We start from the raw sequence: 24542 nt of genomic DNA, 5'->3' as shown, positions 1-24542 counted from the left end.
CTTTATTACTGAGTTGGTACTTCTTTAAAGTGAGACTGTAGTTCTGATTTCACTTCATCCGGTATAGGCGCAGAGCGCTGTGTTTTATAGTCAAAATGCACCATGGTGGTAATGCCTGTTGAGCACAGCTTATCGTCTTGCCATAACTCTTGAAACACGTCGAACGCACTGTTGCCTAGCCGGCTAATGTAGGTTTTAACCGTCACAGGTTTGCCATAAAAAATTTGAGCTAAAAAATCGACTTTGTAGCTGGCTAAAATTAGCGGCCAATTTTGTAAGTCTAGTTCAGGGGTAAACATTCTGAAAATAGGCTCTCTGGCTGCTTCAAACCAAGCGACTAATGCAGTGTTACTTACATGCTGTAAGGCATCTGTTTCACAAAAACGTACGTCGAATGACGTAACTAATGGTACTGAATGGCTCATATTTTTTAGTAGGGTTCTTTGTTTATTTAGCTTTCACTCTAGCATTATGCCGCAGCTATTTCAGTCATTTATCAAACAGTAATTGATCCGGATGGAAAACATTTTTAACACCTAACCAAAACATACACATTCAAAAACAAGTTGATTTGTGAAAATTTTTGCGCAAATATTTGCATAAATGAGTTTGAAGAAAAATCACAAGGTGCCTATTTATGATCAGAAGTCCTCAGTTTGGCGCGATACTGTTGCGTGCTAGCGAGCTTATTGCAACTCAAGGCCAAGAGGTATTTGAAGCGCTTAATATTAGTCTGCCTGCAAATCGTATTTCTCTGGTACTGGCGATTCATACTCAAGGGCCTCTTTCGTCAACTGAGCTAGCAAGTCACATTGGTCTTTCACGTCAACTTATTGAAAGTCGGTTGAAGCAAAGTGTTGCAGACGGCTTTTTTGTTTCTGTGCCCGATGAACGAGACTCGCGAAAGCGCGTGTACGATATTGCGCCTAAAGAAAAGGCCGAGGCGGCGCAGATAGTGACGATAATGCAGGAATTTGAAGACGTATATGATGCCCTTTGGGAAGAAATAGAGGTCAATCTTGAAGCCTCTCTTAAAAGCATGGAGCAGGCGCTAAAAAAACAATCGCTTCTTACGCGCTTAAATGAACAATTTCCTTATCACTCCAATTCATAATAGGGAACATTATGATTTATCGAATTATTTTATTGTTGTCACTACTTCTTCCGCTAAGCAGCTGCGCACAAAGCCAGGATTTCAATACGAAAGAAAGCTGGCAAGCCTTTGTTCAAACTGTTGAAGATAACTACGCCTACTTAGATACGGCACCTACCGACTGGGAAGCTTTAAAAGCGTACTACCAACCCCTTGCAATAAACGCGACAACGCAAGAGGAGTTTGTCGACGTATTGCAGGTGGTGAAGCAGTTTTTTATCGACCCGCATTTTAACGTATCACCGCTCAACGAAGAGGACTACAGCGTCACGCCAACGGGGTCTGATATTTGGGTGGAAAAGCAAGGCGATGACTTTGTTATAACACGTATTAAAGCGGGCAGTGCTGCTGCCAAAAGCCAGTTAGCCTTAGGTGACATGATTGTAGGTATTGACGGCGAGTCTACAGAAGCCGCAATACAACGCGTTTTTGGAAACACATCGCTACCGCTTACTGACGCACATAAAACGTGGGCGGTTAATGTGGCTTTAGGTGGGCGTCGCAATCAAGAAAGACACATTGAAGTGGCGTCTGATTTTGATGATGCCAAACGCGTGCAGTTAGCAGCTAGTTACGATGCTATTAATCTACTTCGAACAAAAGCTCCTCTGGTAGTTAAGCAGAAAGAGGGAATAGGGTACATCCGCTTTAATAATAATCTAGGTAATTCTGAAACCGTTCGTGCGTTCAAAGTAGCCCTTGAGTCACTTGAATCAACCCAAGGGTTGGTGATTGACCTGCGCAATACGCCGAGCGGGGGAAACACTGGCGTGGCTGAGCCTATTTTGGGGCACTTTGTAAATGCCAATACCGCATATCAAGGTTACAAAATTCAAAATGCGGGTAAACCCTACCAAGAAGCAGAGCTACACATGGCCCATGTTACCCCTTCATTACCTTATTACAGTAAGCCAGTAGTGGTACTCGTTGGCCATTGGACCGGCAGTATGGGAGAAGGTATGGCTATTGGCTTTGATGCCATTGGTGCAAAGGCGGTAATCGGCACACCCATGGCTGATTTACTTGGCGGGATAAATCAATTTCAACTACCTGATTCGACCATAACTTTAGAGCTGGGTTTTGAACGTCTTTACCATGTGAACGGCTCATATCGAGAGGACTTTGTGCCCCAGGCGGTATCTTGGGACGGGCATACAGCCAGTGACTCAGAATTAAATGCTGCAATAGCTCTGTTAAAAGCAATATAGCTCAATTACATACAAAGCTAGAAAGCACTTTCATATTTACTTACAATCCGCTTCTAACTTTTTGAGCGAACATACTATGACTGCGATTGGGATTGACTACGGTACATCAAATTCTGAGGTTGTGTATTTTGATGGAACGGCCCATCAGCACATCAAACTCGACCCGTTAGATAAGAAGGGCAATAAAATCCGTTCTTCGGTGTTCATCTATTTTGAAGATGAACTGCCGCCGCCTCCTGATGCCATGGTTGAAGCGAAAGTGGCGCAGTTACAGCGCGTTATCAGTGAGCAAATAGATAAGGCGAAGGACGGCTATTATTCGGCAAAAGATCCAAAAGAACAGGCGATGTATAGCGACCGTATCGACTCGCTGCGCGGTGATTTGCACAACAAGCCTGCATTACAGCGTAAAGCTATTGCGCAATTGATGCATGCCATGTCGCTAGACGAAATCCCTTTGCTGCGGTTGGTAGAGCACGGTAAGTTTGCGTTTGGTGAAGAAGGGTTTAGACGCTTTCTTAAAATGCCGGACAAAGGCCGTCTAATTTATTCACCTAAGAACTTTCTAGGCGCCTCGCTAGATGGTGACCAAAAACAAGCATTCATCGGTATTATTGCTAAGCAGCTGGCGTATTTTAAACAGTGTGCAGAGCAACAGCTAGGCAAGGCTGTTAATAATGCAGTTATTGGCCGTCCTGTTAAGTTTCACGGCACCCGCGGTGAAGAGGGGAACGCGCAAGCCATTCAAATTATGACTGAAGCGGCGACGAAAGCTGGGTTTTCAGGGGTTAATTTCCTAGATGAACCCATAGCAGCGGCGTATAAAATTGAGCAAACCCTACCAAGGGATACCACTACGCTGATTGTCGATATTGGTGGGGGTACCACGGATATTTGCTGTATTAAGCTTTCTCCCGAGCGTTCCAATCAGCTTGATCGCAAAGAGGATGTTCTGTCGGTAACAGGCAGACGTTTAGGCGGTATGGATTGCGATAAGAGCTTGGTGCTTAAGGCTATTGCCCCTGAAATGGGAATGGGCCTTAAGATGATCAACGGGCTTCCTGTTCCACCCACGTACTTCTCTGATATGTGCGCGGTTGATAACATTCCTGCTCTTACTCGCTTTTTCTCTGACGATTATGGGTTAGATATTTCTCAAACCATGTCTGTGATTAAAGAGCCAGCCCAACTAGAACGCTTGCTTATTGTTCAGGAGAACAAGTTGTCTGCCCGTGTGGTGAACTCGGCTCGATTAGCCAAGGAGCTACTGTCGAGCAAGCAGAATATTACCTTGCCGCTGCACTATATCGAAGATGATTTTGACGTGGAGATTTCGCAAGACTCGCTCAAGAAGGCATTAAAACCTTGGCTTGATAAAGTGAAAGCGCTAGTGGTGGAATGCTTGGAAAACAGCAGTGAAAAGCCAGAAGTGGTGATGATCACAGGTGGTATGAGTTTATCGCCAATCGTGGTTGATGCGCTATATGAAAACTTGCTTACTGGGCTACCTCGATTAGAAAATGACGCTTTCAATTCGGTGTGCGAAGGATTAGCTATTCAAGCGGCGAAGCACGCGTAACCTTTTCTATTCTTTTTCCGGTATGAAAAACACTAAGCCTTAGCGTAGTAGCATTTACTACGCTAAAGCTTTTTTGATCAGTGCTTAAGGATATTGTGTTCTTTTAGATAAATCGCGATGGCCTCAGGCGACTCGAAGGCTTTTAACAGCATTTCTTGTGCGCGTGCTTTTACATCATTGTCTTCTGATGATGACAGTAGGTGATACCATGTTTTCACTAAGGCTAATGGCGGCGTTTGGTTCATTAGTTGTCGCTCCAGCAATTCTTACTGCAAAAATACACAAAAATCATCGTAACGTATGATTTGCCAATACAAGCTCTGACCAGCAAGGAAAAACGTGTAAATAAACGTCAACGCGCACTTCTTACAAGCTGCTGTGTAAATTACACAGCAACAAAATAGAAAACGAGTGCGCTTTACGCTAACGTATTTACCTCGTTACCGGCTCAAGCTTGTGCGAGCATGGGTTTAAGGAATCTACCTGTATGTGAAACTTCTTGTTGGGCCACATGCTCAGGTGTTCCTTCTGCAATAATCTGGCCACCTCCGGATCCACCTTCGGGTCCAAGGTCGACAATCCAGTCTGCGGTTTTAATCACATCTAGGTTATGCTCAATAACCACAACGGTATTACCGTGGTCGCGCAGTCTGTGAAGGACGGCTAATAACTGTTTAATATCGTGGAAGTGCAACCCGGTGGTTGGCTCATCCAAGATATAGAGTGTTTGCCCAGTGTCTCTTTTTGACAACTCTTTTGCTAATTTTACACGCTGTGCTTCACCACCCGATAACGTAGTGGCTGCTTGGCCTAGTCGAATATATGACAAGCCTACGTCCATGAGGGTCTGCAATTTGCGTGAAATAGCCGGAATAGCATCGAAGAATTGACGGGCATCTTCCACCGTCATTTCCAACACTTCGTGAATGTTCTTATCTTTGTACTTTATCTCAAGGGTTTCACGGTTATAGCGTTTTCCTTGACACACGTCACAAGGCACATACACGTCTGGCAAAAAGTGCATTTCCACTTTAATTACGCCGTCACCCTGACACGCCTCACATCGACCGCCTTTCACGTTAAAGCTAAAGCGGCCAGGCTTGTAACCCCGTGAACGCGACTCTTGAGTGCCGGCGAACATTTCACGAATTGGAGTGAAAATACCAGCGTAAGTCGCCGGATTAGAGCGCGGCGTTCTGCCGATGGGGCTTTGGTCAATATCAACCACTTTGTCGAGCTGGTCTAATCCGGTCATCGACTTATGCGGTGCCGGTTCAGACGTGGTCGCCTTGTTCAGCTCGCGTTGCGCAATTTTGTAGAAGGTGTCATTAATCAGCGTTGATTTACCCGAGCCCGATACACCCGTCACACAGGTCATTACACCGGTAGGTATACGTAAATCAACAGACTTCAAGTTGTTGCCGGTAGCGCCTAAAAGCTCTAGCCACTTGTCGTCTTTAACCGGTGTGCGTGTTGCAGGAATATCAATCTTCTCTCTACCAGATAAGTATTTTCCAGTAAGTGAGTGTTCACTGTTCTTAATATCTTCCAGCGAACCTTCGGCAATTATCTCACCACCATGTACACCCGCCCCCGGGCCAATATCTACAATGTAATCGGCTTCGCGAATGGCATCCTCGTCGTGTTCTACAACTAGAACAGTGTTACCCAGGTCACGCAAATGCGTAAGCGTACCAAGTAAGCGCTCGTTATCCCGTTGGTGAAGTCCGATAGAGGGTTCATCCAGCACGTACATAACGCCCACTAGGCCTGCGCCAATTTGACTTGCCAGTCGAATACGCTGAGCTTCACCGCCCGATAGGGTATCGGCGCTACGCGACATAGAAAGATAGTTAAGACCTACGTTTACCAAGAAGCGCAAGCGGTCCATGATTTCTTTCAAAATCTTTTCGGCTATCTGAGCACGTTGACCTTCAAGGTTGAGTGTCTCGAAAAAGCCGTACGCATCGGCAATCGACATGTCAGCAATGGCTGGCAGGTTGGTGTCTTGTATAAATACATTACGTGCTTCAACACGCAGACGGGTGCCGTTACAGCTACTGCAGTGCTGCTGGCTTAAATATTTTGCTAGCTCTTCACGCACCGAGTTCGACTCGGTCTCGCGATAGCGACGTTCCATATTAGGGATAATGCCCTCAAATGGATGCTTACGCTCCATCACGTCGCCACGCTCGTTTATGTACTTAAACGACAGCGACTTGCCTTTAGACCCGTAAAGCACAATGTCCTGGTGCTTTTTATCGAGCTCTTCAAATGGCTCGGTAAGGCTAAATTTATAATGGTCTGCTACTGCCTGTAGCATTTGAAAATAGTAATAGCTGCGCTTGTCCCATCCGCGAATAGCGCCGCCAGACAGACTCAATTCGGTATTGCCGACTACGCGTGCGGGGTCAAAGAACTGTCTTGTGCCTAAGCCGTCACAGGTAGGGCAGGCGCCCGCTGGGTTGTTAAATGAAAACAGGCGCGGCTCTAGTTCACTAATGCTGTAACCACAGTGTGGGCAGGCGAAATTAGCAGAAAACACAATTTCTTCTGCGTCTTTATCGTCCATATCAGCCACAACCGCGTTGCCGCCAGCAAGGCTAAGCGCCGTCTCGAATGATTCAGCCAAACGCAGTGCCATATCGTCGCGCACTTTAAAGCGGTCAACCACAACTTCAATGGTGTGCTTCTTGTGCAAATCGAGAGGCGGCGGATCAGATAGGTCACACACTTCACCGTCGATTCGCGCGCGAATAAAGCCCTGAGCAGACAGGTTTTGCAGCGTCTTAACGTGCTCGCCTTTTCGCTCTTTAACAATAGGCGCTAGCAGCATTAGCTTACTGCCCTCGGGCATCGCTAACACTTTATCGACCATTTGGCTGACTGTTTGTGCATCTAGCGGCACATCGTGGTCAGGACAGCGTGGCGTACCCACTCGCGCGAACATTAAACGCAGATAGTCGTATATTTCAGTTATGGTACCCACCGTTGAACGGGGGTTATGCGATGTTGATTTCTGCTCAATGGATATTGCTGGTGATAAACCCTCAATATGATCAACATCTGGTTTTTCCATCATAGATAGAAACTGACGAGCATAGGCAGACAAAGACTCAACGTAACGACGCTGGCCTTCTGCATAAAGCGTGTCGAATGCAAGAGACGATTTACCCGAGCCAGAAAGGCCGGTTATCACCACCAGTTTGTCTCGTGGCAGTGTTAAATCGATGTTTTTCAAGTTGTGGGTGCGAGCACCGCGAATTTCGATTTTATCCATTGAAGCCTAAATGAGAGAAAAAGAATCAGTATGCCATAGGTGTCAAGTAAAGTGATATGACATTCAAGTTATACTGTAAGCGGAGTAAGCAGATCACCTCACGGACATAAACTTACGATTAGATCTCGCTTATCGACATTGCAAAGTGGTGATTTTATCCCCACTTTTAAACCCCTAGTAAGAAAAAGGGTAGTGCGAGAGGGCTAAATCTACCTCGCGAGCAGAAGAAAATACCAATTGTATTATGCTACACTTCGCGACCTTATTCTTGATGCAGCAGAAACAGCGGTCTCTGCGCGCTTTTTTGTTTTTTTGATTTTATTTATTGAGGGAAACAGACGCTTTGAACGCTTTGGAATTACGCGCTGCGCTTGCACTCGCCTCCGTTTACGTATTACGCATGATGGGGCTGTTCATGGTTATGCCCGTGTTGGCTGTAGCCGCAATGGACTACCCGGATTACTCGCCGTTGTTGGTAGGACTTGCCGTGGGTGGATATGGCCTAACCCAAGCAGCGCTGCAAATTCCTATGGGTATGATGTCTGACAAGTGGGGGCGTAAACCCGTTATTTTGCTAGGGCTTGCTGTATTTGCATTAGGAAGCTTTGTAGCAGCAAACGCCGACAGTATGGCCATGATGATTGTTGGGCGTATTCTTCAAGGTGCTGGGGCTATTGCAGGTGCGATAATGGCGCTAGCTACCGATGTAAGCCGGGAAAGTCAGCGAGCCAAAGTGTTAGCTATTATAGGCATAGCCATTGGCTTTTCATTCTATTTAGCCGTTATTTTAGGGCCTCTTATTGCGAACAGCTACGGGCTTGCAGGTGTGTTTGGTATTACTGGTATTCTGGCCATTCTTTGCATGCCGCTGGTTAAATGGGTAGTGCCAAACGGTGTGCAGCTGAGCAGTGGCGATACACTGCCACAAAAAGACCAGCTAAAGCGCTTAGTCTTCTCTTCTCAGTTATGGCGTTTAAATATCAGCGTGATGATTCTACACATGATGATAACGCTGTTGTTTGTTCAACTGCCCGTTACGCTACTGAATTTTGATATGACGCTAGACAGTCATTGGACGGTCTACTTACCCGTTTTAGGCGCGTCAATTGTAGGTCTAATTATAATGATGGGAGCAGCAAGAGGCCGTACGCCTAAATCGCTCCTTGTAACCGGCGTTGTATTAATGGGCGGCGCGTTTTTGGCGCTGAGTTTAGAGGACCATAGCTGGTGGTGGGTTACCGCTGCCGTGGTGCTTTTCTTTACTGGCTTTAATTATTTGGAAGCGAATTTCCCTGCATTGGTGTCGAGCATTGCGCCTGCGGGACAAAAAGGAACGGCCATGGGCCTCTACGCCAGTTTTCAATTTTTCGGTGCGTTTTTGGGCGGTGTAATTTCAGGTTTAGTCACCGATATTTGGTCGCAAGAGTTAGCTTATGGCATTGGTGCTGCTAGCACTCTGCTTTGGCTTTTTATTATTCTTGGTGTTAAAGAAGTGAGCCGGGTTAAACGTGTGATGATGAATGGAGATTTTGATAGTTCAAATGTTTCCAGCATTGAAGCCGAGCTGCTATTAGTGCCTGGTGTGTTGGAAGTGACATTAAACAGTCAAAATAACGCGGTATACCTGAAAGTTGATCGTGATTTTGATGCGGTAAAAGCGCGAGACGTGTTGTCTGAATAGTTGCTTATCTCATTGCAACCATAAAAGATTAGCATCACACTATTTTTGAAGAAGGAAGCGAACACCATGATTGACCTAAGCAGCTACAAAGCCATTATTTTTGATATGGATGGCACCTTGGTCGATTCAATGGGCGCGCATATTGATGCGTGGCAGCTTACGTGCGATGCGTTTGGTTATCCCTTCGACCGAGACTACCAATACAGTTTAGGTGGTGTTCCTACCTTTGAAACCGTACATCTTATGAATGCAAAGTATGGCAAAAGCCATGATCCAGCAGAGGTTGCTTTATATAAAAAACAGGCGTTTGAAGGGCTAGACCATGTGCCAAGGCTTATCCAAGATACCCTGGACGTGTTTAACCATTATAAGGGAAGCATGCCCATTGCAGTGGGGACAGGCTCAGATAGGCAGCACGCTCAAATGGTGTTAAATGAACACGGCCTGCTAGCACAGCTATCTGCGCTGGTTACAGCCGATGACGTCACTCAAGGTAAACCTCACCCTGAAACCTTTGTGCGTGCGGCAGAATTAATGGGTGTAGCACCACAGCATTGTGTGGTGTTTGAAGATACCGACATGGGACGAAAAGCGGCGGTTGACGGTGGCATGGCGTGCTTTATGGTCGACAATACGCGGCTTATCTACTGAATCTTACCCAGATTGAAAGTTCGAGCTTAGGGCTTACGCTCACTCAATCGCGTTCACTTTATAGTTTCTTAGGCTTATACCGCCTCTAGTTCGCTTAGCGCATTTCCGCAGTTGTGTAACAGTGAAGACTTTATACGTTTGGTGGCATCATCAATGGCGGTTTTCATTGCATCGATAGCAATCTGATTGCTCTCTTTTTCACTGACACTGGCGTTCACATTCATGCTTTGCCCTCTGAAGGTGGTGGCGGGTGAATACTCATCGGCATAGTCAGGTTTGTACTTAACATTAAGCACCACGGTGGCAACCATATTACTTCCTAAGGTTTTTATAAACGCGCGGTTTAGTACTACTTTCACGCTGTTGGCTGCTTCAATATCTGGGCTGACATTCATCGCTTCTAAGCTTTGCTGTAACAGTGAATAGAGCGTGTCTTCTGTTACATTACTGCTTCCAACGAGCAAGTCTTTACTCGACCGTATGTCGATTAGTTCTGCCAAGTTAATTGGACAAGCTTTCGCTTTAGACATGGTTAGCTGATAGTCTTTTCTCTGCGACGCAGGAATTAATGATGAGTCAAGCTCGGGTGGCGTAGACTCGCAGGCAATAAGTAAGGGTAGGGCACAACAGGCAACAATAAGTCGAGCTGGTGATGTAGCGTAAGACATGGAAAATGTTCTACTTTTCATTAAATTATTTTTGTTTTATGCAGATAAATTATGCAAGTAATATTGTCTTTAGTATAAGAAAGTTTGTATCGCTAAGAAACAGAACAACTGTTGCAAACTGTTACAGCTTGTTTAGCATAGGTGTGGGACTGTTGATTTTGCTGAGCGAGTTTTTGATCAGCGACACAACCATTACACCTATGTAACCTGAATAAAAATTTCGCCATAACCATTCAACACGGACAGTTCTTTAATGATGAGCTTAAAAAACGCGGTAATTAGTGTAGTTGCAAGTGTGTCACTTATTGGGTGCGCAATTAACGTGTCTCCTTCGGCCTTCTTTTATCAAGACACTCAGCAAAAGCCCCTTGATACTACGAAGCTACACGCGGCAATTCAAAAAGACAAAACCTCAGCGGGCATAACCCGTGTTGAAGTTAAAAATGAAGCTGGGTTAACTTTGAGAGGCGTTGCTGTTTCTTACCCTGACCCTATTGTTAACATTGTTTTCTTTGCAGACAATCGTATGCCTGTAAGCGAAAACAACAGCGTTATTCATAGACTGGGTAAGTTGCCCGCTAATATATTGTGGCTCGATTATCAGGGAGTTGGAGCCAGTGATAAAGCGAAGGACTTAAGTATTAACGCTATTAAACAAGATGCGTTAACCCAGTTTGACTATGTAGCAAGTGCGTTTGACGCCTCAATTCCCACTATCGTTCACGGCCGAGGTATAGGCAGCTATTTCGCAAGCTATGTTGCTGCAAATAGAAAGATAGACGCTTTAGTATTAGACGGCGCTTTCAATAACATCTCTGATTTAATTGCCAACATGGTGCCAGGCTTCTCTAATTCATTCACAAACATGAAGCTTCACGATGAAGTTCATAGTATGCAAATAGCCCCAATCTTGCGTCACTATGAAGGACCGCTATGGCTAGTGGTGGGTGAGGAAGACAAAATAACGCCTTACCCGATAAGTCAGCAGCTATTAGAAGATGCATCAAGTAGCGAAAAGTATATTTCGGTCATTCCTGGTGCAACGCACAACGCAACGCTAAAAAGTGACTATGCCATACAAGAGTACAAACAGTTTTTAGCAAGATTCACTAAGTAATTGAAACCTTACTCGTTGTGGATAAGTAGTGGAAAACCTTGTTGGTAAGTCTGTTAATAGCCATATAGAACAACAGATCACGATCTTTTCATTACTTTCTGGTCGGATCACGAAACGTCAGTTAAATCAAGCGCTGTAGAGCAACTGTGCTCGATCTTAATCTTTTTTGATCGTAAAGCTGTACAGGATCAGGCAATTTTGCTCTTTGGGGATAAAAGTTCGAGGCAAAACGATCAAGCGGGTATTTTTGTCAATAGTTTCGTGTCATGAAATTTTTAGAACACAGTTGCTCAACTATACATCGAATTACGATTAATCATCCATCAAACTGGCTTGTAAGTGATTAAATAAAATACCCGCCATAGGCGGGTATTTTTTGGTCTATTAATTTCTGAAGGGAAAACGAACAGCTAAACCCTAACCATTGAATCTCGTTTTACTACTGTAGGAGTATATTTAAAGGTAAGCCCATCTTCTGGTTTGCTTCCCGATGCATACTTCAATGCAAGTTCCGCCGCTTTTGCTGCCATCATTTCTACCGGATAACGCAGAGTCGTTAATTTAGGACGACAGTACTTTGCTAACAGCACATCATCGTACCCCATCACAGAAACTTGTTCTGGAACTGAAATACCATGATCCTGCAGCATGGTCATAGCACCAGATGCCATAGCATCGTTATAAGCCAAAACAGCAGTGAATTTTGCACCAGTAGCAAGCAAGTTTTGCATTGCCAGTTCACCACCTTCCTGATCGGGCGTAGCATACTCAATCATGCTTTCAGGCAAGCTTAAATTCGCATTGTTAACTGCGTTTCTAATCCCTTCGAGGCGATGATTAGGATCGTCTATGCGATACTGACTGCTTATCACCGCGACATGTTCATGGCCTTGGTTGATGGCATATTCCGCCATAAGGCGACCACCGGTTACGTTATCAAGCCATACACAACGATTTGCTATCTCTGGTATATAGCGGTTAATTAATACAAAGCCTGGAACTTGGTTTGCAAAACCGATCAGGGTCTCGTCATCAAGTGCTTTGCTGTGCACTACCATGGCTTCTACTCGATGCTCTAGCAGTGTTTCAATAGCGCGAAGTTCAGTCTCTTTTTCAATAGAGCCGGCACTTAATAAAATTTGAACGTTATTTTTGCGGGTAATGGACTCCACACCGTGGGCTAACATAGCGAAAAATGGGTCGTGGAGCTCAGCAATGACAACGCCTAAAGATGCGCTACGTTTGGTTACAAGTGCCCGTGCATTAGCGTTGGGACGATAACCCATTTCTTCCATGATTTTTTTGACACGCTTGCGAGTATCATTGCCCACTTTAGGACCATTATTAATAACTCTTGATACGGTCGCTAATGAAACGCCAGCGGCTTGGGCGATATCTTTTATTGTTGCCATTTTCTTTCAAACTTCGTTTTATTGCGTGGAGTGTCGATTGACCTGATTGCCATAGCGTACATTATATTTACAAAAAAAGATAAAATTCTAACGCTTAGCTTAAGGTGTCTTTCACGGGGCTGAGATGCATTAGAGAGATGAAGAGCGTTAGATTACCTAAGTGGTTTTACCTTCTATGATTGTTAATCAAACCGCTGTAAAAAAGAATGGAAAACGTATAACCTCCTAGACATTCTGAAAGATTGCATTATTCATTAATGTATAAAAAATGTGTGGTAGGTTGGAAAGCGTCAGTTTACTAAGCACGTCTTAAGGTAAAAATTTTGTTATGAAAATAAATGTATCTGCATTTGGTGAAGTAGAAGGCGAAGTCATAAACGCCTTTACGTTAACTAACGACAACGGCATGTCAGTTACCTTGCTTAACTACGGTGGAATTATTAAAGAAATTCACTTCCCGAATGCAGAAGGTGAATCGGTAAGTTGTGTCCAAACTTTCGAGACTCTACAAGACTATATAGATGACCCGAGCTATCGCGGTGCGATCGTAGGACGCTACGCAAACCGAATTGGGCATGGCTCGTTTGCGTTAAATGGAACAGAGTACACCTTAGATAAAAATGGCGGTGAACATAATCTACACGGCGGCCTAGCTGGGTTTCATAAGAAGGTTTGGGCGGCAAGTGTCCAAGAGACGACAGACAGTGTGGCTGTAACATTTACCTTAACTAGTCCCGATGGGGAAGGTGGCTTTCCCGGTACTGTTAATGTAGAGGCATGCTATTCCCTTGATCAAAACAACGAGTTATCTCTTGTGATCACCGCAAACACAAACAAAGAAACCCCGCTTAGTTTCACGCAGCATGCTTACTTCACGTTGAGCAACGACCCGCAAGTGGGTAATACATTGCTACATATAAATGCTGACAAAGTCACGGACGCAGATAGCACCTTGCTGCCAACTGGAAAACTGGTCGAAGTTGCCAATACTCCCTTCGATTTCACGAAACCTACAGCAATAAAAGAAAGGGCAGAGCAATCTAATTCCCATCCATTATTTGATAGGGTGGGAGGCTACGACCACAACTATGTGCTCCGTGATACGCCTGAGCATACCCCACAAGCAACCGTAAAGGCACTTGATACTGGTGTCGCTATGTCGTTATTTACTAACTTGCCGGGTTTGCAGTTTTATACTGGCGGGTTGAAAACCGACGATCAGCTTGGTGCCTTGTGCTTAGAACCACAGCATTTCCCGGATGCACCCAATAAGCCCGAGTTTCCAAACTGTTTCGTAAAACCCGGGGAAACCTTCAAAGCAAGTATGCGATACAAGTTCAGCGCATAGAAATCGTTATGTAGTAACAAAAGAAAATTATTTGTTATCAATTTAACAATTAATTTTCTTTGTTACGCAATTGATAAACGTAGAAGCTTGCTATATCATTATCAGGGTAAACGTTTAACCCTATTTGATGTTGCGCATTAGAGCGTAGCAGGCTAATTCAGAGAGAGTGATTATGGGAACCCCTTTCGACCCTACCAACGATCCACATCGCCGTTACAACCCTTTGTTGGGTGAGTGGGTGTTAGTGTCGCCTCACAGAGCGAAGCGCCCTTGGCAGGGAGCCTCAGAAGAGCCAAACAACGAACAAAAGCCATCTTACGACTCTACGTGTTATTTATGTCCAACAAACACCCGCGTGAATGGTGAAGTTAACCCTGACTACAAAGGTACGTTTGTTTTTCAAAACGATTTTGCCGCCCTTAAGCAAGATACAGAACAAGCCAGTGAGAAAAAGGGGCTGTTTCAGTTCGAAACTGAGCAAGGCTGCAGTCGTGTTATTTGTTTTTCCCCTGATCACAGCAAAACATTACCTGAGCTTTCCGATGAAGAACGCGTAGACGTAGTCAACACGTGGAAAGCACAAACCGCTGAACTTGGTGAAACCTATCGCTGGGTACAAGTTTTTGAAAACAAAGGCTCAATGATGGGGTGTTCAAACCCTCACCCTCATGGTCAAGTATGGGCGCAGCAGCATGTGCCTACCGACCCAGCGAAAAAAGTCGTGCAGCTACAGCAATACTTTGGTGATAACGGCACGCCTATGCTGTTGGACTATGCCGAACAAGAAGTAGCGAAGCAAGAGCGAGTCGTGTGTCAAAATGATGATTGGGTTGTAGTTGTACCATACTGGGCCGCTTGGCCTTTTGAGACGCTACTGTTACCCAGATTTGACGTGCAATCTATGCACATGCTCTCGGATTCTCAGTCGCTATCTCTTGCTAAGATCATTGGCGAAATTACAGCGAAGTACGACAACTTATTTGAAACGTCTTTCCCATACTCTATGGGATGGCACAGTGCCCCATTTGATAGTGAAGCGCACCCTGAATGGACGCTACATGCGCATTTCTTCCCACCACTTCTGCGCTCAGCAAGTGTACGCAAGTTTATGGTTGGGTACGAAATGATGGCAGAGGCACAGCGAGATTTGACCCCTGAACAAGCGGCAGACAGATTAAAAGCACTATCCACAGTGCACTATAAGAAACGTGAGAATGCGAATGGATAATCAAGTACTTTCTTCTAATTTTGAAACGCATTACGGCGAGGCGCCAGCATTAATCGCACATGCGCCGGGTCGAGTGAACATTATTGGTGAGCATACCGATTATAACGAAGGGTTCGTATTTCCGGCTGCAATCAACTTTGGAACGTGGGTTGCGGCAACAAAGCGCGCAGATAATGACATCGTGGTTACCGCGATGGACTACGAAAATCAGCAAAACCAGTTCTCGTTGTCAGACATTAACTATGACGAAGAACAAGGGTGGGCCAACTATGTTCGCGGCGTAGTGAAAGTACTTAAAGAGGCCATTCCAGATTTTGGCGGCGCTAACTTATTGGTTACGGGCAATGTGCCACAAGGCGCTGGGTTAAGCTCTTCGGCATCTTTTGAAGTGGCTATATTAAAAGCGTTAAGCGCGCTGTATGAGTTGCCCCTCGATGGCGTACAGGCTGCACTGTTAGGGCAGAAAGCCGAGAATACGTTCGTAGGCTGCTCATGCGGAATTATGGATCAGTTAATCTCTGCTATGGGTAATGAAGGTATGGCAATGTTGCTTGATTGCCAGTCGCTAGCCATTGAGCATTCACCACTACCAGACTCGCATCAAATCGTTATCATCAATTCGAATGTTAAACGTGGTTTGGTTGACAGTGAATACAACTTGCGTCGTCAGCAGTGTGAACAAGGCGCGTCGTTATTGGGTGTGTCATCGTTACGCGAAGCAACTATGGAAATGCTAGAAGGCGCTAAAGCACATATGCCAGAGGTGGTTTATCGCCGCGCGAAGCATATTGTTACCGAAAACGCTAGAACACTGGCAGCAAGCCAATCATTAAAAGCTGGCGACATCGAAACGGTTAGTGAAGCCATGGCGCAATCTCACATCTCCATGCGTGATGACTTTGAAATTACCGTTCGCCCAATCGACTACTTGGTTGAGATCGTTGGTGAAGTGCTGGGTAAATCGGGTGGTGTTCGCATGACTGGCGGTGGATTCGGCGGCTGCGTAGTGGCCCTTGTACCTACCGACAAAGTTGAAGCGGTGAAGCAAGTCGTGGCCGACAAGTACTCTGATGAAACAGGATACAGTGCTGACATTTATGTGTGTACGGCTACACAGGGCGCGTTCGCCTAATTATCGATTTATATACAGCGTTTATGCACAAACCTCTCCCCTTTCTAAACAATCCTATTCTTTAGAATTGTTTGTGTCCCTTAAGCCGCATCCATTGGTTGCGGCTTTTTTTTACAAAAAGTGCAAATTTATAGTTAAAAAAAGTAAATGAAATGTGATACTAATACTGTGTGCACAAACATGATGGGTTAATTAGTGGGCTTTTAAACCACTCAGTGAATGATTATGTTTTGCAAAACGCGTCTTAATCACGTGACACTGGTGTGGCAACAACCAATATAATAATAAAAACAATTTTTCACCTGTGTACCCTGCATAACAATCGCCGCACCCAAAATAAGAACTTTGGGAAAAACTATGAAATTAGCATCAATAGATATCACGTTGTTCGTGGTATACGTCGTCGCGCTTGTCGGAATTGCGTGGTGGGTTTCTCGCGAAAAGCAGGGTCATCAAAAAGACACAAATGATTACTTTCTAGCGGGCTCAAGCTTGCCATGGTGGGCAATTGGCGCATCACTCATCGCTGCCAATATCTCTGCCGAACAAATCATCGGCATGTCGGGGTCAGGTTACCAGTTGGGGGTTGCCATTGCGTCTTATGAGTGGATGGCCGCCATTACGCTGCTTATTGTCGGCAAGTTCTTCTTACCTATCTTTCTTAAGCATAAAATTTACACCATGCCTCAATTTCTTGAGCAGCGATATGATCATCGCGTGCGCAAGGTAATGGCAATATTCTGGCTAGGTGTTTATGTTTTTGTAAACCTAACGGCTGTGCTGTGGTTAGGTGCATTGGCCATCAATACCATCGCGGGTGTTGATATGGTTTACGGCATGATGTTCTTAGGCCTTTTCTCGTTAACCTATTCACTTTACGGCGGTTTGAAAGCGGTAGCGCTCACCGACATTATTCAAGTCGTGCTGTTGGTTATTGGTGGCTTGTTCCTGTCGTATACGGCGTTAAACCTAATCAGTGACGGCAATGGTGCCATCCAAGGTTTTGTTGACCTTACTAACAAGCTCCCTGAGAAATTCGACATGATTTTGTCAGAAGACAACCCGCACTATATGGACTTGCCGGGCATTTCTGTATTGATTGGCGGTATGTGGATCATGAACCTGTCGTATTGGGGCTTTAACCAGTACATCATTCAGCGCACGTTGGCGGCAAAGAGCGTTCAAGAAGCGCAAAAAGGTATTGCGTTTGCGGCTTTCCTAAAACTGCTAATGCCGCTAATTGTGGTATTGCCAGGGATTGCAGCAGTGCTAATTGTGCCAAACTTAGCTAAACCGGACCAAGCATACCCAAGCCTAATGACGCTGATGCCTGTTGGCCTTAAAGGTATTATCTTCGCAGCCTTGGTGGCGGCGATTGTGTCCTCGCTAGCGTCGATGACAAATAGCGTTTCTACTATTTTTACCATGGACCTTTATAAAGATAAGCGTCCAAACGAGTCGCAGCAGCATTATGTGAAAGTGGGTCGTATCGTAAGCTTGGTCGCGATTATCATTGCTATGGTGGTGGCCAAGCCGCTGCTGGGTAATTTCGACCAAGCATTCCAATATATTCAAGAGTTTACTGGTTTCTTTACGCCAGGTATCTGCGCATTGTTCGTATTGGGAATGTTCTGGAAGAAAACTACAGCAAACGGTGGTTTGCTTGCAGCGCTAGGCTCATTTTTATTAAGCTTAATATTCTGGCTGTTTTGGCCAGAACTGCCGTTTATCGACCGTGTGGGACTTGTTTTCCTGCTTTGCATTGCTTTGGCTGTAGTTGTTTCTCTGCTAGAGAAGAAGGGGATTAGTAAAAATGCGGTTGACCTTAATGAAGTCCAGTTCAAAACCACATCTGGTTTTAACGTTGCGTCAATTGCTGTGGTGATCCTTACCGCTGCGTTTTATATTGCGTGGTGGTAGTAAATAATAAAGGGCGTTTTTAATATCAACGCCCTTGTTTGTATTTGCAAAAAACAACGCGAAAGTTCAGCAGACGCTGGCAATAAATTTTGTTAAGTTCTAGAGCGTGTTGCAGTTAGTAACGTAAACATGTGGCGAAAAACTTCAATTTTCCCTCATAAAATACGGTATACTAATCGGCTAATATTCGATGAACTTTCGCGCTTGCTGATGTCGTACTAATAAGATTTATACAGCAAGCCACTAAAAACGTTACAGGAGACATCAATGGCAACGAAAGGCGTTAATAAGGTTATTCTTGTTGGAAACCTTGGCAATGATCCTGAAGTTAGATACATGCCTAACGGAAACGCCGTTGCGAACTTAAGCCTAGCAACTAGCGAAAGCTGGAAAGACCAACAGGGTCAGGTTCAAGAGCGCACTGAGTGGCACCGCCTTACAATGTACCGTCGCTTAGCAGAAATTGCCGGAGAGTACCTGAAAAAGGGCTCGCAAATTTACGTTGAAGGTAAATTGCAAACGCGTAAGTGGCAAGATCAACAAGGCCAAGATAGATACACCACTGAAATTATCGTAGACCAAATGCAAATGCTTGGTGGTCGCGGTGGTGAAGGTGGCGGCGGTAACGGTGGTTACCAACGTCCTCAGAACAACCAAGGTGGTTACAACCAGGCGCCAGCACAAGGCGGTTATAACCAAGCGCCACAGCAAGGTGGTGGTCAGCAGGGCGGCTACAACTCAAACCAAGGTGGTGGCTACAATCAAGCGCCTCAGGGTGGCAATCAAGGTCAGCCAAAGAACCCACCAATGGCTGAGCCAGATTTTGACTTCGACGATGACATTCCGTTCTAGGGAACCAAAATTTACAGTGTAAACTTTATTTGTAAAGAGCCCTTGTTTTCAAGGGCTCTTTTCGTTTTTGTGGTGTAAACTTTAATTTGACAAGGCCCTTTACTGATACTATAAATATACCAAACTTAAAATGTAAAGTTTAAGCCTATGAAGTTACGTAAAGTCAGAAAAGACGGTATTAATGAAGTTGGTTGTCTTGTGGTTGATGATAACGGAGTGCCGATAGACCGCATTTGCCGCTACACGCTTATTTCTCTTAATGGTGCTGATAACACACAAGAGAACAATGCTCGTCATGTCATCCATGTAGAACGTTGGGCAACAAAGCATGACATTGACCTGTTAGCAGAGGTGGCGCTTCATGGCCTCAATAGAAGTGAACATTTCATCTCATTGTTAAGACATCTCGAAATGTATGCGAAGGATACGGATGTCGTTGTACCCATTAATCGAAAGACGGTAGAGGCTGAATATTTCAATCAACGTATCGATGCGTGTTGCGAGTATTTTGCTTATTTAGCTGAACGTGCTATCAAAACACGCAAACTGAATGATCCTATGATTGGAACCATTGAAGAGAATGTTGAACGTCTCACTCGAAGGTTAAAGGCTCGGAAGTTGTCCGTAGGCAACACATCGACGGTTACTGGGTTATCCACTCAAGTTCAAGTTTCGCTTTTCAAAGGCCTAAAAGATCCGAAGTATTTCGGATGGAGCAAAGGCACCGCATTACGTAATAGGCTTATTATTCGTTTATTGTATGAGACAGGTATCCGTCGAGGGGAGCTCTTGTCGTTAACTATAGAGAATTGCCATACGTCTAAGCTTGCGCATGGCGAAAGGCCTTATATTCACACTAGGCAGAACGTGAAGTACGATGATCCTCGTAAAGACATTCCGCACGAAAAAACAGAAGAACGAATCATTCCCATCTCTAATGATTTGGCAGATTTAATTAACCAATACAAAGTTATTAGAAGCACACCGAAAGCTGCTAGAAAGCAACCACCCTATCTAATTTTGTCTAGTCATGCTCCTTATCCTCCTTTGTCTATGTCGTCATTAACATCTGTGTTTGATGCAATCAAAGCCAAAATACCCGACATTAACGAATTAGGCTCACATAGATTGCGCCATACGTTCTTCGAGAATCTCGACCGTATTCTTCACCGCGATAGCTATGACGACGAACAAAAGAGAAAAATAAAAAACAACATCGGTGGTTGGAAGCCGTTATCACGTCAAAGCGAAAATTACGAGAAATTGGCGACATACGAACAGTGCGTTGAAGCAATGAGTTCGTTTCATAGTTTCCTTGAGAATAACTGATAGCTAAGGAGTAGCAGTGATGCAGTACAACGTTGTTTTGAGCGACACCCAATTAACGACAGTAGGTTTTGATAAAAGTGACAAAGAGATTGTTTATGATCCTTATCCAGTTTCTCAAAATGGACAACCACTCGACTTAACAAAAACAAAAATTCATCTCCTGCCAGAAAGAATTCCAATAAATTTTGAACTCATTGACCCTATCCTGCGCGAGCACGCAAAAGCGTGGATTTCTTTTGCGTGTAAAAGCTATTCGAATTTTTCGCTCATGAACCATTGGAAGTTTTTTAAAAAGTTGGAAGTTGGGGATGAGGCTAAGAATGAATCTGAGATTGAAGAAACAATAGAACAACAATTTCGGGAGTTAATGACTAGCGATATTAGCGCTACAACCAAGTCTGTGTTGAGAACAATGTATAGCTGGTTTGTCGAGGAAAGTTTTCCTTTTTTGATGACGATTTTTTTGACCTGTATTTAGATGTACTCAAATTTGGAACAGATGATGGTAAAGGTAAAGATGTCATTATGGAGCTTCCAAATAGAGGCCCTCTAACACTAAGAGAACAGCGACTTTTTCGAGAAGCGATGGCATCTATCGATACTAAAAGCTTATCAATTGCAGAGCTTCAAGGACTAGTGGCATTAAAGATTGGGCAAGTGTTGGGAGCTCGGGATATACAAGTTATCAAACTTTCTTGTGATAAGGTTGGAATCGAGGAAAATGGAGTTCCATATATCCAGCTTCCCCGGGCGAAACAGCGAGGCCACAAAAGAAATAGTCAATTCAAAAAAAGGGTGATTACAAACTCTCTTTATAGCTTAGTAACGCTATTGCGAGAGAGATATGAATCTGAACTTGGCAAGAAACTTCCCCATGATTGGCCTTTACTATGTAATTTAAGCCAAGCAACAAAAAAGCCAATTAAATTGAGCACAACAATACACACCTATTCAGATCGAATTAAAAAAATCTCTGAAAAGTTAGGTTTGAATTTCAAAGTCACAAATCGACGTTTGCGAAAGACCTTTTGTACTCAGTTAATCGCTAAAGGAACTCCACTTAAGGTGGTGGCTGAGCTGATGGATCATACAGATCTTCAGCAACTTGAAGTGTATTACCGCCATACTCACCATGTCGCTAAAAAATTGGATGATGTACTCCAATCTGAAGCTAAAGAAATCATTGAGGCATTTGCAGGAAAAATAGTAAATCCTGATGAGGCATCTCAAGCTGGGCAACAAATATTTGCACCAACAAAAGACCAAAAACTTCATCTCATTGGTAGTTGCGCAAGTAAAACGCCATGCTCACTTAATCCACCTCTGAGCTGCTATGGGTGTGCATCTCTTGAAGCATTCGATGACGTTGATCACAAGTCTGTCGTTGAAAACTTTGTTTCTGAAGCGAAAGAGACCTTTGGTGAAGGGCATGCAATTGAGATACTTAAACACAAAGACTACTTAGCAGCATCTAAATTTGTGCAGCAATTGGAGGACGGTGAATTATGAGTAATGTTGCTCCTTTAATACCTCGACCTGGCAATGATCCTCTGAGTAACCTGAATGAGTTAATTCATTTTTCTAAAAAGCATTCACCGTTTAAGAGTAAAGAGGGCTGGAACTGGGATTCGCTGCATTGGGATGTGAAAAATATCTGCTTATCTCAAGGGAGAAAAGCTGGCTATCGCATTTGCTTAAACTTCAATAGAGATAATAAAAAAGGTAACAAAATTAAAGACTCCCAGTCTGACATGGCACCTTTTCAGCATAAGCAACTATCCGACGTAGTAAAATGCCATGTCACTTCACTTCAAATTGCGAAAGCAAAGGATGTAGGGACACTTCAACTTTGGATAAATGCTTATCGTTACCTCGACAATATAATAGGTCCTGCAAATAAGTGCCTTAGTGAACTTTCAATGAATGATTTTAAATTGGCTGAGCGAGAAGCTCGTGTTTCTTTGGAAGACAGTACGTTCTATCGAGTAGGTGTAAAATTAGAAGCGATTTGTAAATATATAAATCAAAAAAAATTGGCAAATCATAAGATTACATTCAAAAAATCAGCTAAACGTAGTGAGACTCACACCAACAGCGACTCAAGGATTGATCAAGAATCTATTACAAAGCGCGCTAAAAAGCTCCCCACTAAAGAAGGACTTATTGCTGCGGCAACCCTCTCAAATGCCCCTCTTTTGGGTGACGATGTGTTATTTCAAGCGATAGTAGAAATCATGTTGGCGACAGGCCTACGTTTTGATGAGTTGGTTCTATTAGATAAACACTGTCTTTATGAAAAAGAAATCGAAGAAACGAATGTCTTAACCGGCGAACCAGTAACTTCTCTTGTACATGAAATTCGCTACAAGGCTAAGAAAGGCGGCGGTTGGCGGTCAAAAAGCATTCCCGAAAGTTTGCTTCCAATTTTAAAAAAGGGGATAGACACTGCGCGCAAACACTTGCAGCCAGTGAGGGATGTCGTCGCTGCGGCCACCAAAAATCAACATGATTTCTTTCCTGAACTTGAGGATGACACTGTTGCAACTATCCCTAGTACTTGGAAGTTACTGAAGTGGTCTAGTAATTCTAATTTTCAAACATACTTAAGAAGCCGCGGGATTACTATCACCAAACAGCAGCAAGACGTTAACGGCAAAATGAAGTCAGTAGCGACATTCCAAACGAGCGAATTAAAGCAAAAAACAACAGCATTGGCGCAGGAATCAATTTCGTCGCTATGGGATTCTATAAAGAACCTAACAGTAGCTGAACGACCAGAGGACTTGCTGTTCATTACTCAACATCAAAGACATCATTCAGTGAAATCTACAGAGCCTTGGGTGTTCACAATGATCACCCATACACAGCTTTCAGATTATCTAAGTGGCCGTCCCAAAATTGGTATGGAAAGTGTGTTTGAACGCTATGACCTTAAATTTGAAGACAGGCCAGTGCGGTTGACGTCCCATCAATTTCGTCATTTTTTAAGTACTATGCTGGAGTTAAGTGACACAGTTTCTGACATTGAGGTAGCGCGTTATTTTGGTAGGAAATATATGGGTGATAACGCGACCTACAACCACACAAATAAAACAAAAAGGTAATGGATGAGGCTGACACAATCATCGCCTCTACAGGGTTATCTCGTGAACAAGAGAAGGAAGCAGCCATACTGTTTACCTTGGTGGATAGAGATGAGGCGCTGGATACAATTCAGGATCTGACGACGTCGCTGACTACTTCAATTGGGCTATGCAAGCATGATTATAATGACTCACCTTGCGGTAAGCACTACGCGTGCTTGAGAGGGTGTAGTAACTATTATCGTGTAAAAGGTAATCCTTCTGAGATGGAAGAGGTGGCTCGTATCAGAGATCAACAGAAGTTACACGTCGATGCAGCTAAAGAAGCAGTTGATGAGGAGTATCACAATGCAAATAATTGGCTACTCTCGCATGAGGAGTTATTGAACGGATGTCAGATGGCGTTAGCCATCGAGAACGATGACTCGATCGCAGTCGGTGAGCGAGTGCAGATTTTTCCTGATGGCAAAACGAAATGTGAGGCAATATGAAAAAGAGTGCCAGAATAACCCCCGAAGCCGAGAAGGAAATCTGCGAAACCATTAAGAGAATGGCCTACCTCTCTAAGAACGGAAAAGTCACAATGACCGATATCGCAAAAGAGGTGGGGTTTTCCAGACCCGCGTTATACAAAAATGACGCTATTAGTGCGCTGTATAAAGAAATTAACGAATCTCAAAACCTTAAGCAGCATAACTCAAAGACCATAGAAAAACTGGAAGCAGAATTAGCAAAGGCAAAGAATAAAATTGAACGTCTCGAAACGACACTTGCTGAATATGACTTGAAGTATGTTCGCTGGCTTTACAACGCTACGAACGCAAACATTACGATTGACCAACTCAACGCACCGATGCCCGAGTCGATAAAAACGGTTTCACGCAAAAGTGGCAAAAGATAA

The 24542-nt window shown here is 44.1% G+C and carries 22 protein-coding genes; 17 read left to right on the top strand and 5 right to left on the bottom strand.

Annotated elements, in window-relative coordinates; genetic code table 11:
- Nucleotides 1-5: 5 nt before the first annotated feature.
- On the bottom strand, nucleotides 6-425 hold the full coding sequence (locus KUL49_RS12855) for a thioesterase family protein (protein WP_014975361.1): 420 nt from the start codon (nucleotides 423-425) through the stop codon (nucleotides 6-8).
- A 212-nt stretch (nucleotides 426-637) separates the two neighbouring features.
- Here KUL49_RS12855 and KUL49_RS12850 point away from each other — a divergent pair, with 212 nt between their 5' ends.
- The 3 genes from KUL49_RS12850 to KUL49_RS12840 all read left to right on the top strand — a co-directional run bounded on the left by KUL49_RS12850 (nucleotide 638) and on the right by KUL49_RS12840 (nucleotide 3940).
- The gene (locus tag KUL49_RS12850; RefSeq protein ID WP_131137534.1) at nucleotides 638-1114 is read left to right on the top strand and encodes a MarR family winged helix-turn-helix transcriptional regulator; all 477 of its coding nucleotides are present in this window, start codon (nucleotides 638-640) and stop codon (nucleotides 1112-1114) included.
- Between the two features lie 11 nt (nucleotides 1115-1125).
- Nucleotides 1126-2361: a S41 family peptidase gene (locus KUL49_RS12845; RefSeq protein ID WP_131137533.1), complete on the top strand. Its 1236-nt coding sequence runs from the start codon at nucleotides 1126-1128 to the stop codon at nucleotides 2359-2361.
- Nucleotides 2362-2437: 76 nt separating this feature from the next.
- Nucleotides 2438-3940, top strand: a complete 1503-nt coding sequence (locus tag KUL49_RS12840; protein ID WP_039226858.1) for an Hsp70 family protein — start codon at nucleotides 2438-2440, stop codon at nucleotides 3938-3940.
- Between the two features lie 77 nt (nucleotides 3941-4017).
- Here the strand turns inward: KUL49_RS12840 and KUL49_RS20820 are convergent, their stop codons facing one another.
- Nucleotides 4018-4185 carry a hypothetical protein gene (locus KUL49_RS20820; RefSeq protein ID WP_012516741.1) on the bottom strand — a complete coding sequence of 56 codons (168 nt, stop codon included), beginning with the start codon at nucleotides 4183-4185 and terminating at the stop codon, nucleotides 4018-4020.
- Nucleotides 4186-4388: 203 nt separating this feature from the next.
- Entirely contained in the window at nucleotides 4389-7220 is a 2832-nt protein-coding gene (uvrA, locus tag KUL49_RS12835; RefSeq protein WP_131137532.1) for an excinuclease ABC subunit UvrA, read from the bottom strand.
- A 343-nt stretch (nucleotides 7221-7563) separates the two neighbouring features.
- On the opposite strand from uvrA, the gene KUL49_RS12830 reads away from it, so the two are divergent.
- On the top strand, nucleotides 7564-8901 hold the full coding sequence (locus KUL49_RS12830; RefSeq protein ID WP_131137531.1) for an MFS transporter: 1338 nt from the start codon (nucleotides 7564-7566) through the stop codon (nucleotides 8899-8901).
- Nucleotides 8902-8967: 66 nt separating this feature from the next.
- Entirely contained in the window at nucleotides 8968-9552 is a 585-nt protein-coding gene (locus tag KUL49_RS12825; RefSeq protein ID WP_014977981.1) for an HAD family phosphatase, read from the top strand.
- A 74-nt stretch (nucleotides 9553-9626) separates the two neighbouring features.
- Here the strand turns inward: KUL49_RS12825 and KUL49_RS12820 are convergent, their stop codons facing one another.
- Nucleotides 9627-10220, bottom strand: a complete 594-nt coding sequence (locus KUL49_RS12820; RefSeq protein ID WP_014975368.1) for a hypothetical protein — start codon at nucleotides 10218-10220, stop codon at nucleotides 9627-9629.
- Between the two features lie 253 nt (nucleotides 10221-10473).
- Between KUL49_RS12820 and KUL49_RS12815 the strand changes: the two genes are divergently transcribed.
- The gene (locus KUL49_RS12815; protein ID WP_131137530.1) at nucleotides 10474-11337 is read left to right on the top strand and encodes an alpha/beta hydrolase; all 864 of its coding nucleotides are present in this window, start codon (nucleotides 10474-10476) and stop codon (nucleotides 11335-11337) included.
- A gap of 410 nt (nucleotides 11338-11747) precedes the next feature.
- Here the strand turns inward: KUL49_RS12815 and KUL49_RS12805 are convergent, their stop codons facing one another.
- Nucleotides 11748-12749 (bottom strand): LacI family DNA-binding transcriptional regulator, encoded by a 1002-nt coding sequence (locus tag KUL49_RS12805; RefSeq protein ID WP_014947876.1) that lies wholly within the window; start codon nucleotides 12747-12749, stop codon nucleotides 11748-11750.
- A 328-nt stretch (nucleotides 12750-13077) separates the two neighbouring features.
- Here KUL49_RS12805 and KUL49_RS12800 point away from each other — a divergent pair, with 328 nt between their 5' ends.
- The 11 genes from KUL49_RS12800 to KUL49_RS12755 all read left to right on the top strand — a co-directional run bounded on the left by KUL49_RS12800 (nucleotide 13078) and on the right by KUL49_RS12755 (nucleotide 24542).
- Nucleotides 13078-14097, top strand: coding sequence for an aldose epimerase family protein (locus KUL49_RS12800; RefSeq protein WP_131137529.1), 1020 nt, complete (start codon nucleotides 13078-13080; stop codon nucleotides 14095-14097).
- A 172-nt stretch (nucleotides 14098-14269) separates the two neighbouring features.
- Nucleotides 14270-15325 (top strand): UDP-glucose--hexose-1-phosphate uridylyltransferase, encoded by a 1056-nt coding sequence (locus KUL49_RS12795; protein ID WP_014947878.1) that lies wholly within the window; start codon nucleotides 14270-14272, stop codon nucleotides 15323-15325.
- Nucleotides 15318-16457: a galactokinase gene (galK, locus tag KUL49_RS12790; protein ID WP_131137528.1), complete on the top strand. Its 1140-nt coding sequence runs from the start codon at nucleotides 15318-15320 to the stop codon at nucleotides 16455-16457. Before KUL49_RS12795 ends, galK begins: the two co-directional genes overlap by 8 nt.
- Before the next feature lie 357 nt (nucleotides 16458-16814).
- A complete protein-coding gene (locus tag KUL49_RS12785) occupies nucleotides 16815-18377 on the top strand; it encodes a sodium/sugar symporter (RefSeq protein ID WP_131137527.1) in 1563 nt (520 codons plus the stop codon).
- A gap of 267 nt (nucleotides 18378-18644) precedes the next feature.
- Nucleotides 18645-19229, top strand: a complete 585-nt coding sequence (locus KUL49_RS12780; protein WP_039217393.1) for a single-stranded DNA-binding protein — start codon at nucleotides 18645-18647, stop codon at nucleotides 19227-19229.
- A 147-nt stretch (nucleotides 19230-19376) separates the two neighbouring features.
- Entirely contained in the window at nucleotides 19377-20558 is a 1182-nt protein-coding gene (locus KUL49_RS12775) for a site-specific integrase (RefSeq protein WP_131137526.1), read from the top strand.
- A gap of 16 nt (nucleotides 20559-20574) precedes the next feature.
- Nucleotides 20575-21036 carry a hypothetical protein gene (locus KUL49_RS12770; protein ID WP_131137525.1) on the top strand — a complete coding sequence of 154 codons (462 nt, stop codon included), beginning with the start codon at nucleotides 20575-20577 and terminating at the stop codon, nucleotides 21034-21036.
- Between the two features lie 47 nt (nucleotides 21037-21083).
- Nucleotides 21084-22067 (top strand): tyrosine-type recombinase/integrase, encoded by a 984-nt coding sequence (locus KUL49_RS12765; RefSeq protein WP_131137524.1) that lies wholly within the window; start codon nucleotides 21084-21086, stop codon nucleotides 22065-22067.
- Entirely contained in the window at nucleotides 22064-23662 is a 1599-nt protein-coding gene (locus KUL49_RS12760) for a hypothetical protein (RefSeq protein WP_207308456.1), read from the top strand. The genes KUL49_RS12765 and KUL49_RS12760 overlap by 4 nt, the downstream gene beginning before the upstream one ends.
- Nucleotides 23662-24132, top strand: coding sequence for a hypothetical protein (locus KUL49_RS20920; RefSeq protein WP_207308455.1), 471 nt, complete (start codon nucleotides 23662-23664; stop codon nucleotides 24130-24132). Before KUL49_RS12760 ends, KUL49_RS20920 begins: the two co-directional genes overlap by 1 nt.
- Nucleotides 24129-24542, top strand: coding sequence for a DUF6262 family protein (locus tag KUL49_RS12755; protein ID WP_131137523.1), 414 nt, complete (start codon nucleotides 24129-24131; stop codon nucleotides 24540-24542). Before KUL49_RS20920 ends, KUL49_RS12755 begins: the two co-directional genes overlap by 4 nt.

Source organism: Alteromonas sp. KUL17, assembly GCF_006538305.1.
GTDB lineage: Bacteria > Pseudomonadota > Gammaproteobacteria > Enterobacterales > Alteromonadaceae > Alteromonas > Alteromonas macleodii.
Note: the sequence above shows the minus strand (reverse complement) of the source record. Positions and strands in the feature narration are given on the sequence as shown.

What these genes read in the sequence shown, in the direction of transcription:
- KUL49_RS12855 (WP_014975361.1), bottom strand. Translation starts at nt 425, where the DNA reads ATGAGCCATTCAGTACCATTAGTTACGTCATTCGACGTACGTTTTTGT.
- KUL49_RS12850 (WP_131137534.1), top strand. Translation starts at nt 638, where the DNA reads ATGATCAGAAGTCCTCAGTTTGGCGCGATACTGTTGCGTGCTAGCGAG.
- KUL49_RS12845 (WP_131137533.1), top strand. Translation starts at nt 1,126, where the DNA reads ATGATTTATCGAATTATTTTATTGTTGTCACTACTTCTTCCGCTAAGC.
- KUL49_RS12840 (WP_039226858.1), top strand. Translation starts at nt 2,438, where the DNA reads ATGACTGCGATTGGGATTGACTACGGTACATCAAATTCTGAGGTTGTG.
- KUL49_RS20820 (WP_012516741.1), bottom strand. Translation starts at nt 4,185, where the DNA reads ATGAACCAAACGCCGCCATTAGCCTTAGTGAAAACATGGTATCACCTA.
- uvrA (WP_131137532.1), bottom strand. Translation starts at nt 7,220, where the DNA reads ATGGATAAAATCGAAATTCGCGGTGCTCGCACCCACAACTTGAAAAAC.
- KUL49_RS12825 (WP_014977981.1), top strand. Translation starts at nt 8,968, where the DNA reads ATGATTGACCTAAGCAGCTACAAAGCCATTATTTTTGATATGGATGGC.
- KUL49_RS12820 (WP_014975368.1), bottom strand. Translation starts at nt 10,220, where the DNA reads ATGTCTTACGCTACATCACCAGCTCGACTTATTGTTGCCTGTTGTGCC.
- KUL49_RS12815 (WP_131137530.1), top strand. Translation starts at nt 10,474, where the DNA reads ATGATGAGCTTAAAAAACGCGGTAATTAGTGTAGTTGCAAGTGTGTCA.
- KUL49_RS12805 (WP_014947876.1), bottom strand. Translation starts at nt 12,749, where the DNA reads ATGGCAACAATAAAAGATATCGCCCAAGCCGCTGGCGTTTCATTAGCG.
- KUL49_RS12800 (WP_131137529.1), top strand. Translation starts at nt 13,078, where the DNA reads ATGAAAATAAATGTATCTGCATTTGGTGAAGTAGAAGGCGAAGTCATA.
- KUL49_RS12795 (WP_014947878.1), top strand. Translation starts at nt 14,270, where the DNA reads ATGGGAACCCCTTTCGACCCTACCAACGATCCACATCGCCGTTACAAC.
- galK (WP_131137528.1), top strand. Translation starts at nt 15,318, where the DNA reads ATGGATAATCAAGTACTTTCTTCTAATTTTGAAACGCATTACGGCGAG.
- KUL49_RS12785 (WP_131137527.1), top strand. Translation starts at nt 16,815, where the DNA reads ATGAAATTAGCATCAATAGATATCACGTTGTTCGTGGTATACGTCGTC.
- KUL49_RS12780 (WP_039217393.1), top strand. Translation starts at nt 18,645, where the DNA reads ATGGCAACGAAAGGCGTTAATAAGGTTATTCTTGTTGGAAACCTTGGC.
- KUL49_RS12775 (WP_131137526.1), top strand. Translation starts at nt 19,377, where the DNA reads ATGAAGTTACGTAAAGTCAGAAAAGACGGTATTAATGAAGTTGGTTGT.
- KUL49_RS12765 (WP_131137524.1), top strand. Translation starts at nt 21,084, where the DNA reads ATGGAGCTTCCAAATAGAGGCCCTCTAACACTAAGAGAACAGCGACTT.
- KUL49_RS12760 (WP_207308456.1), top strand. Translation starts at nt 22,064, where the DNA reads ATGAGTAATGTTGCTCCTTTAATACCTCGACCTGGCAATGATCCTCTG.
- KUL49_RS20920 (WP_207308455.1), top strand. Translation starts at nt 23,662, where the DNA reads ATGGATGAGGCTGACACAATCATCGCCTCTACAGGGTTATCTCGTGAA.
- KUL49_RS12755 (WP_131137523.1), top strand. Translation starts at nt 24,129, where the DNA reads ATGAAAAAGAGTGCCAGAATAACCCCCGAAGCCGAGAAGGAAATCTGC.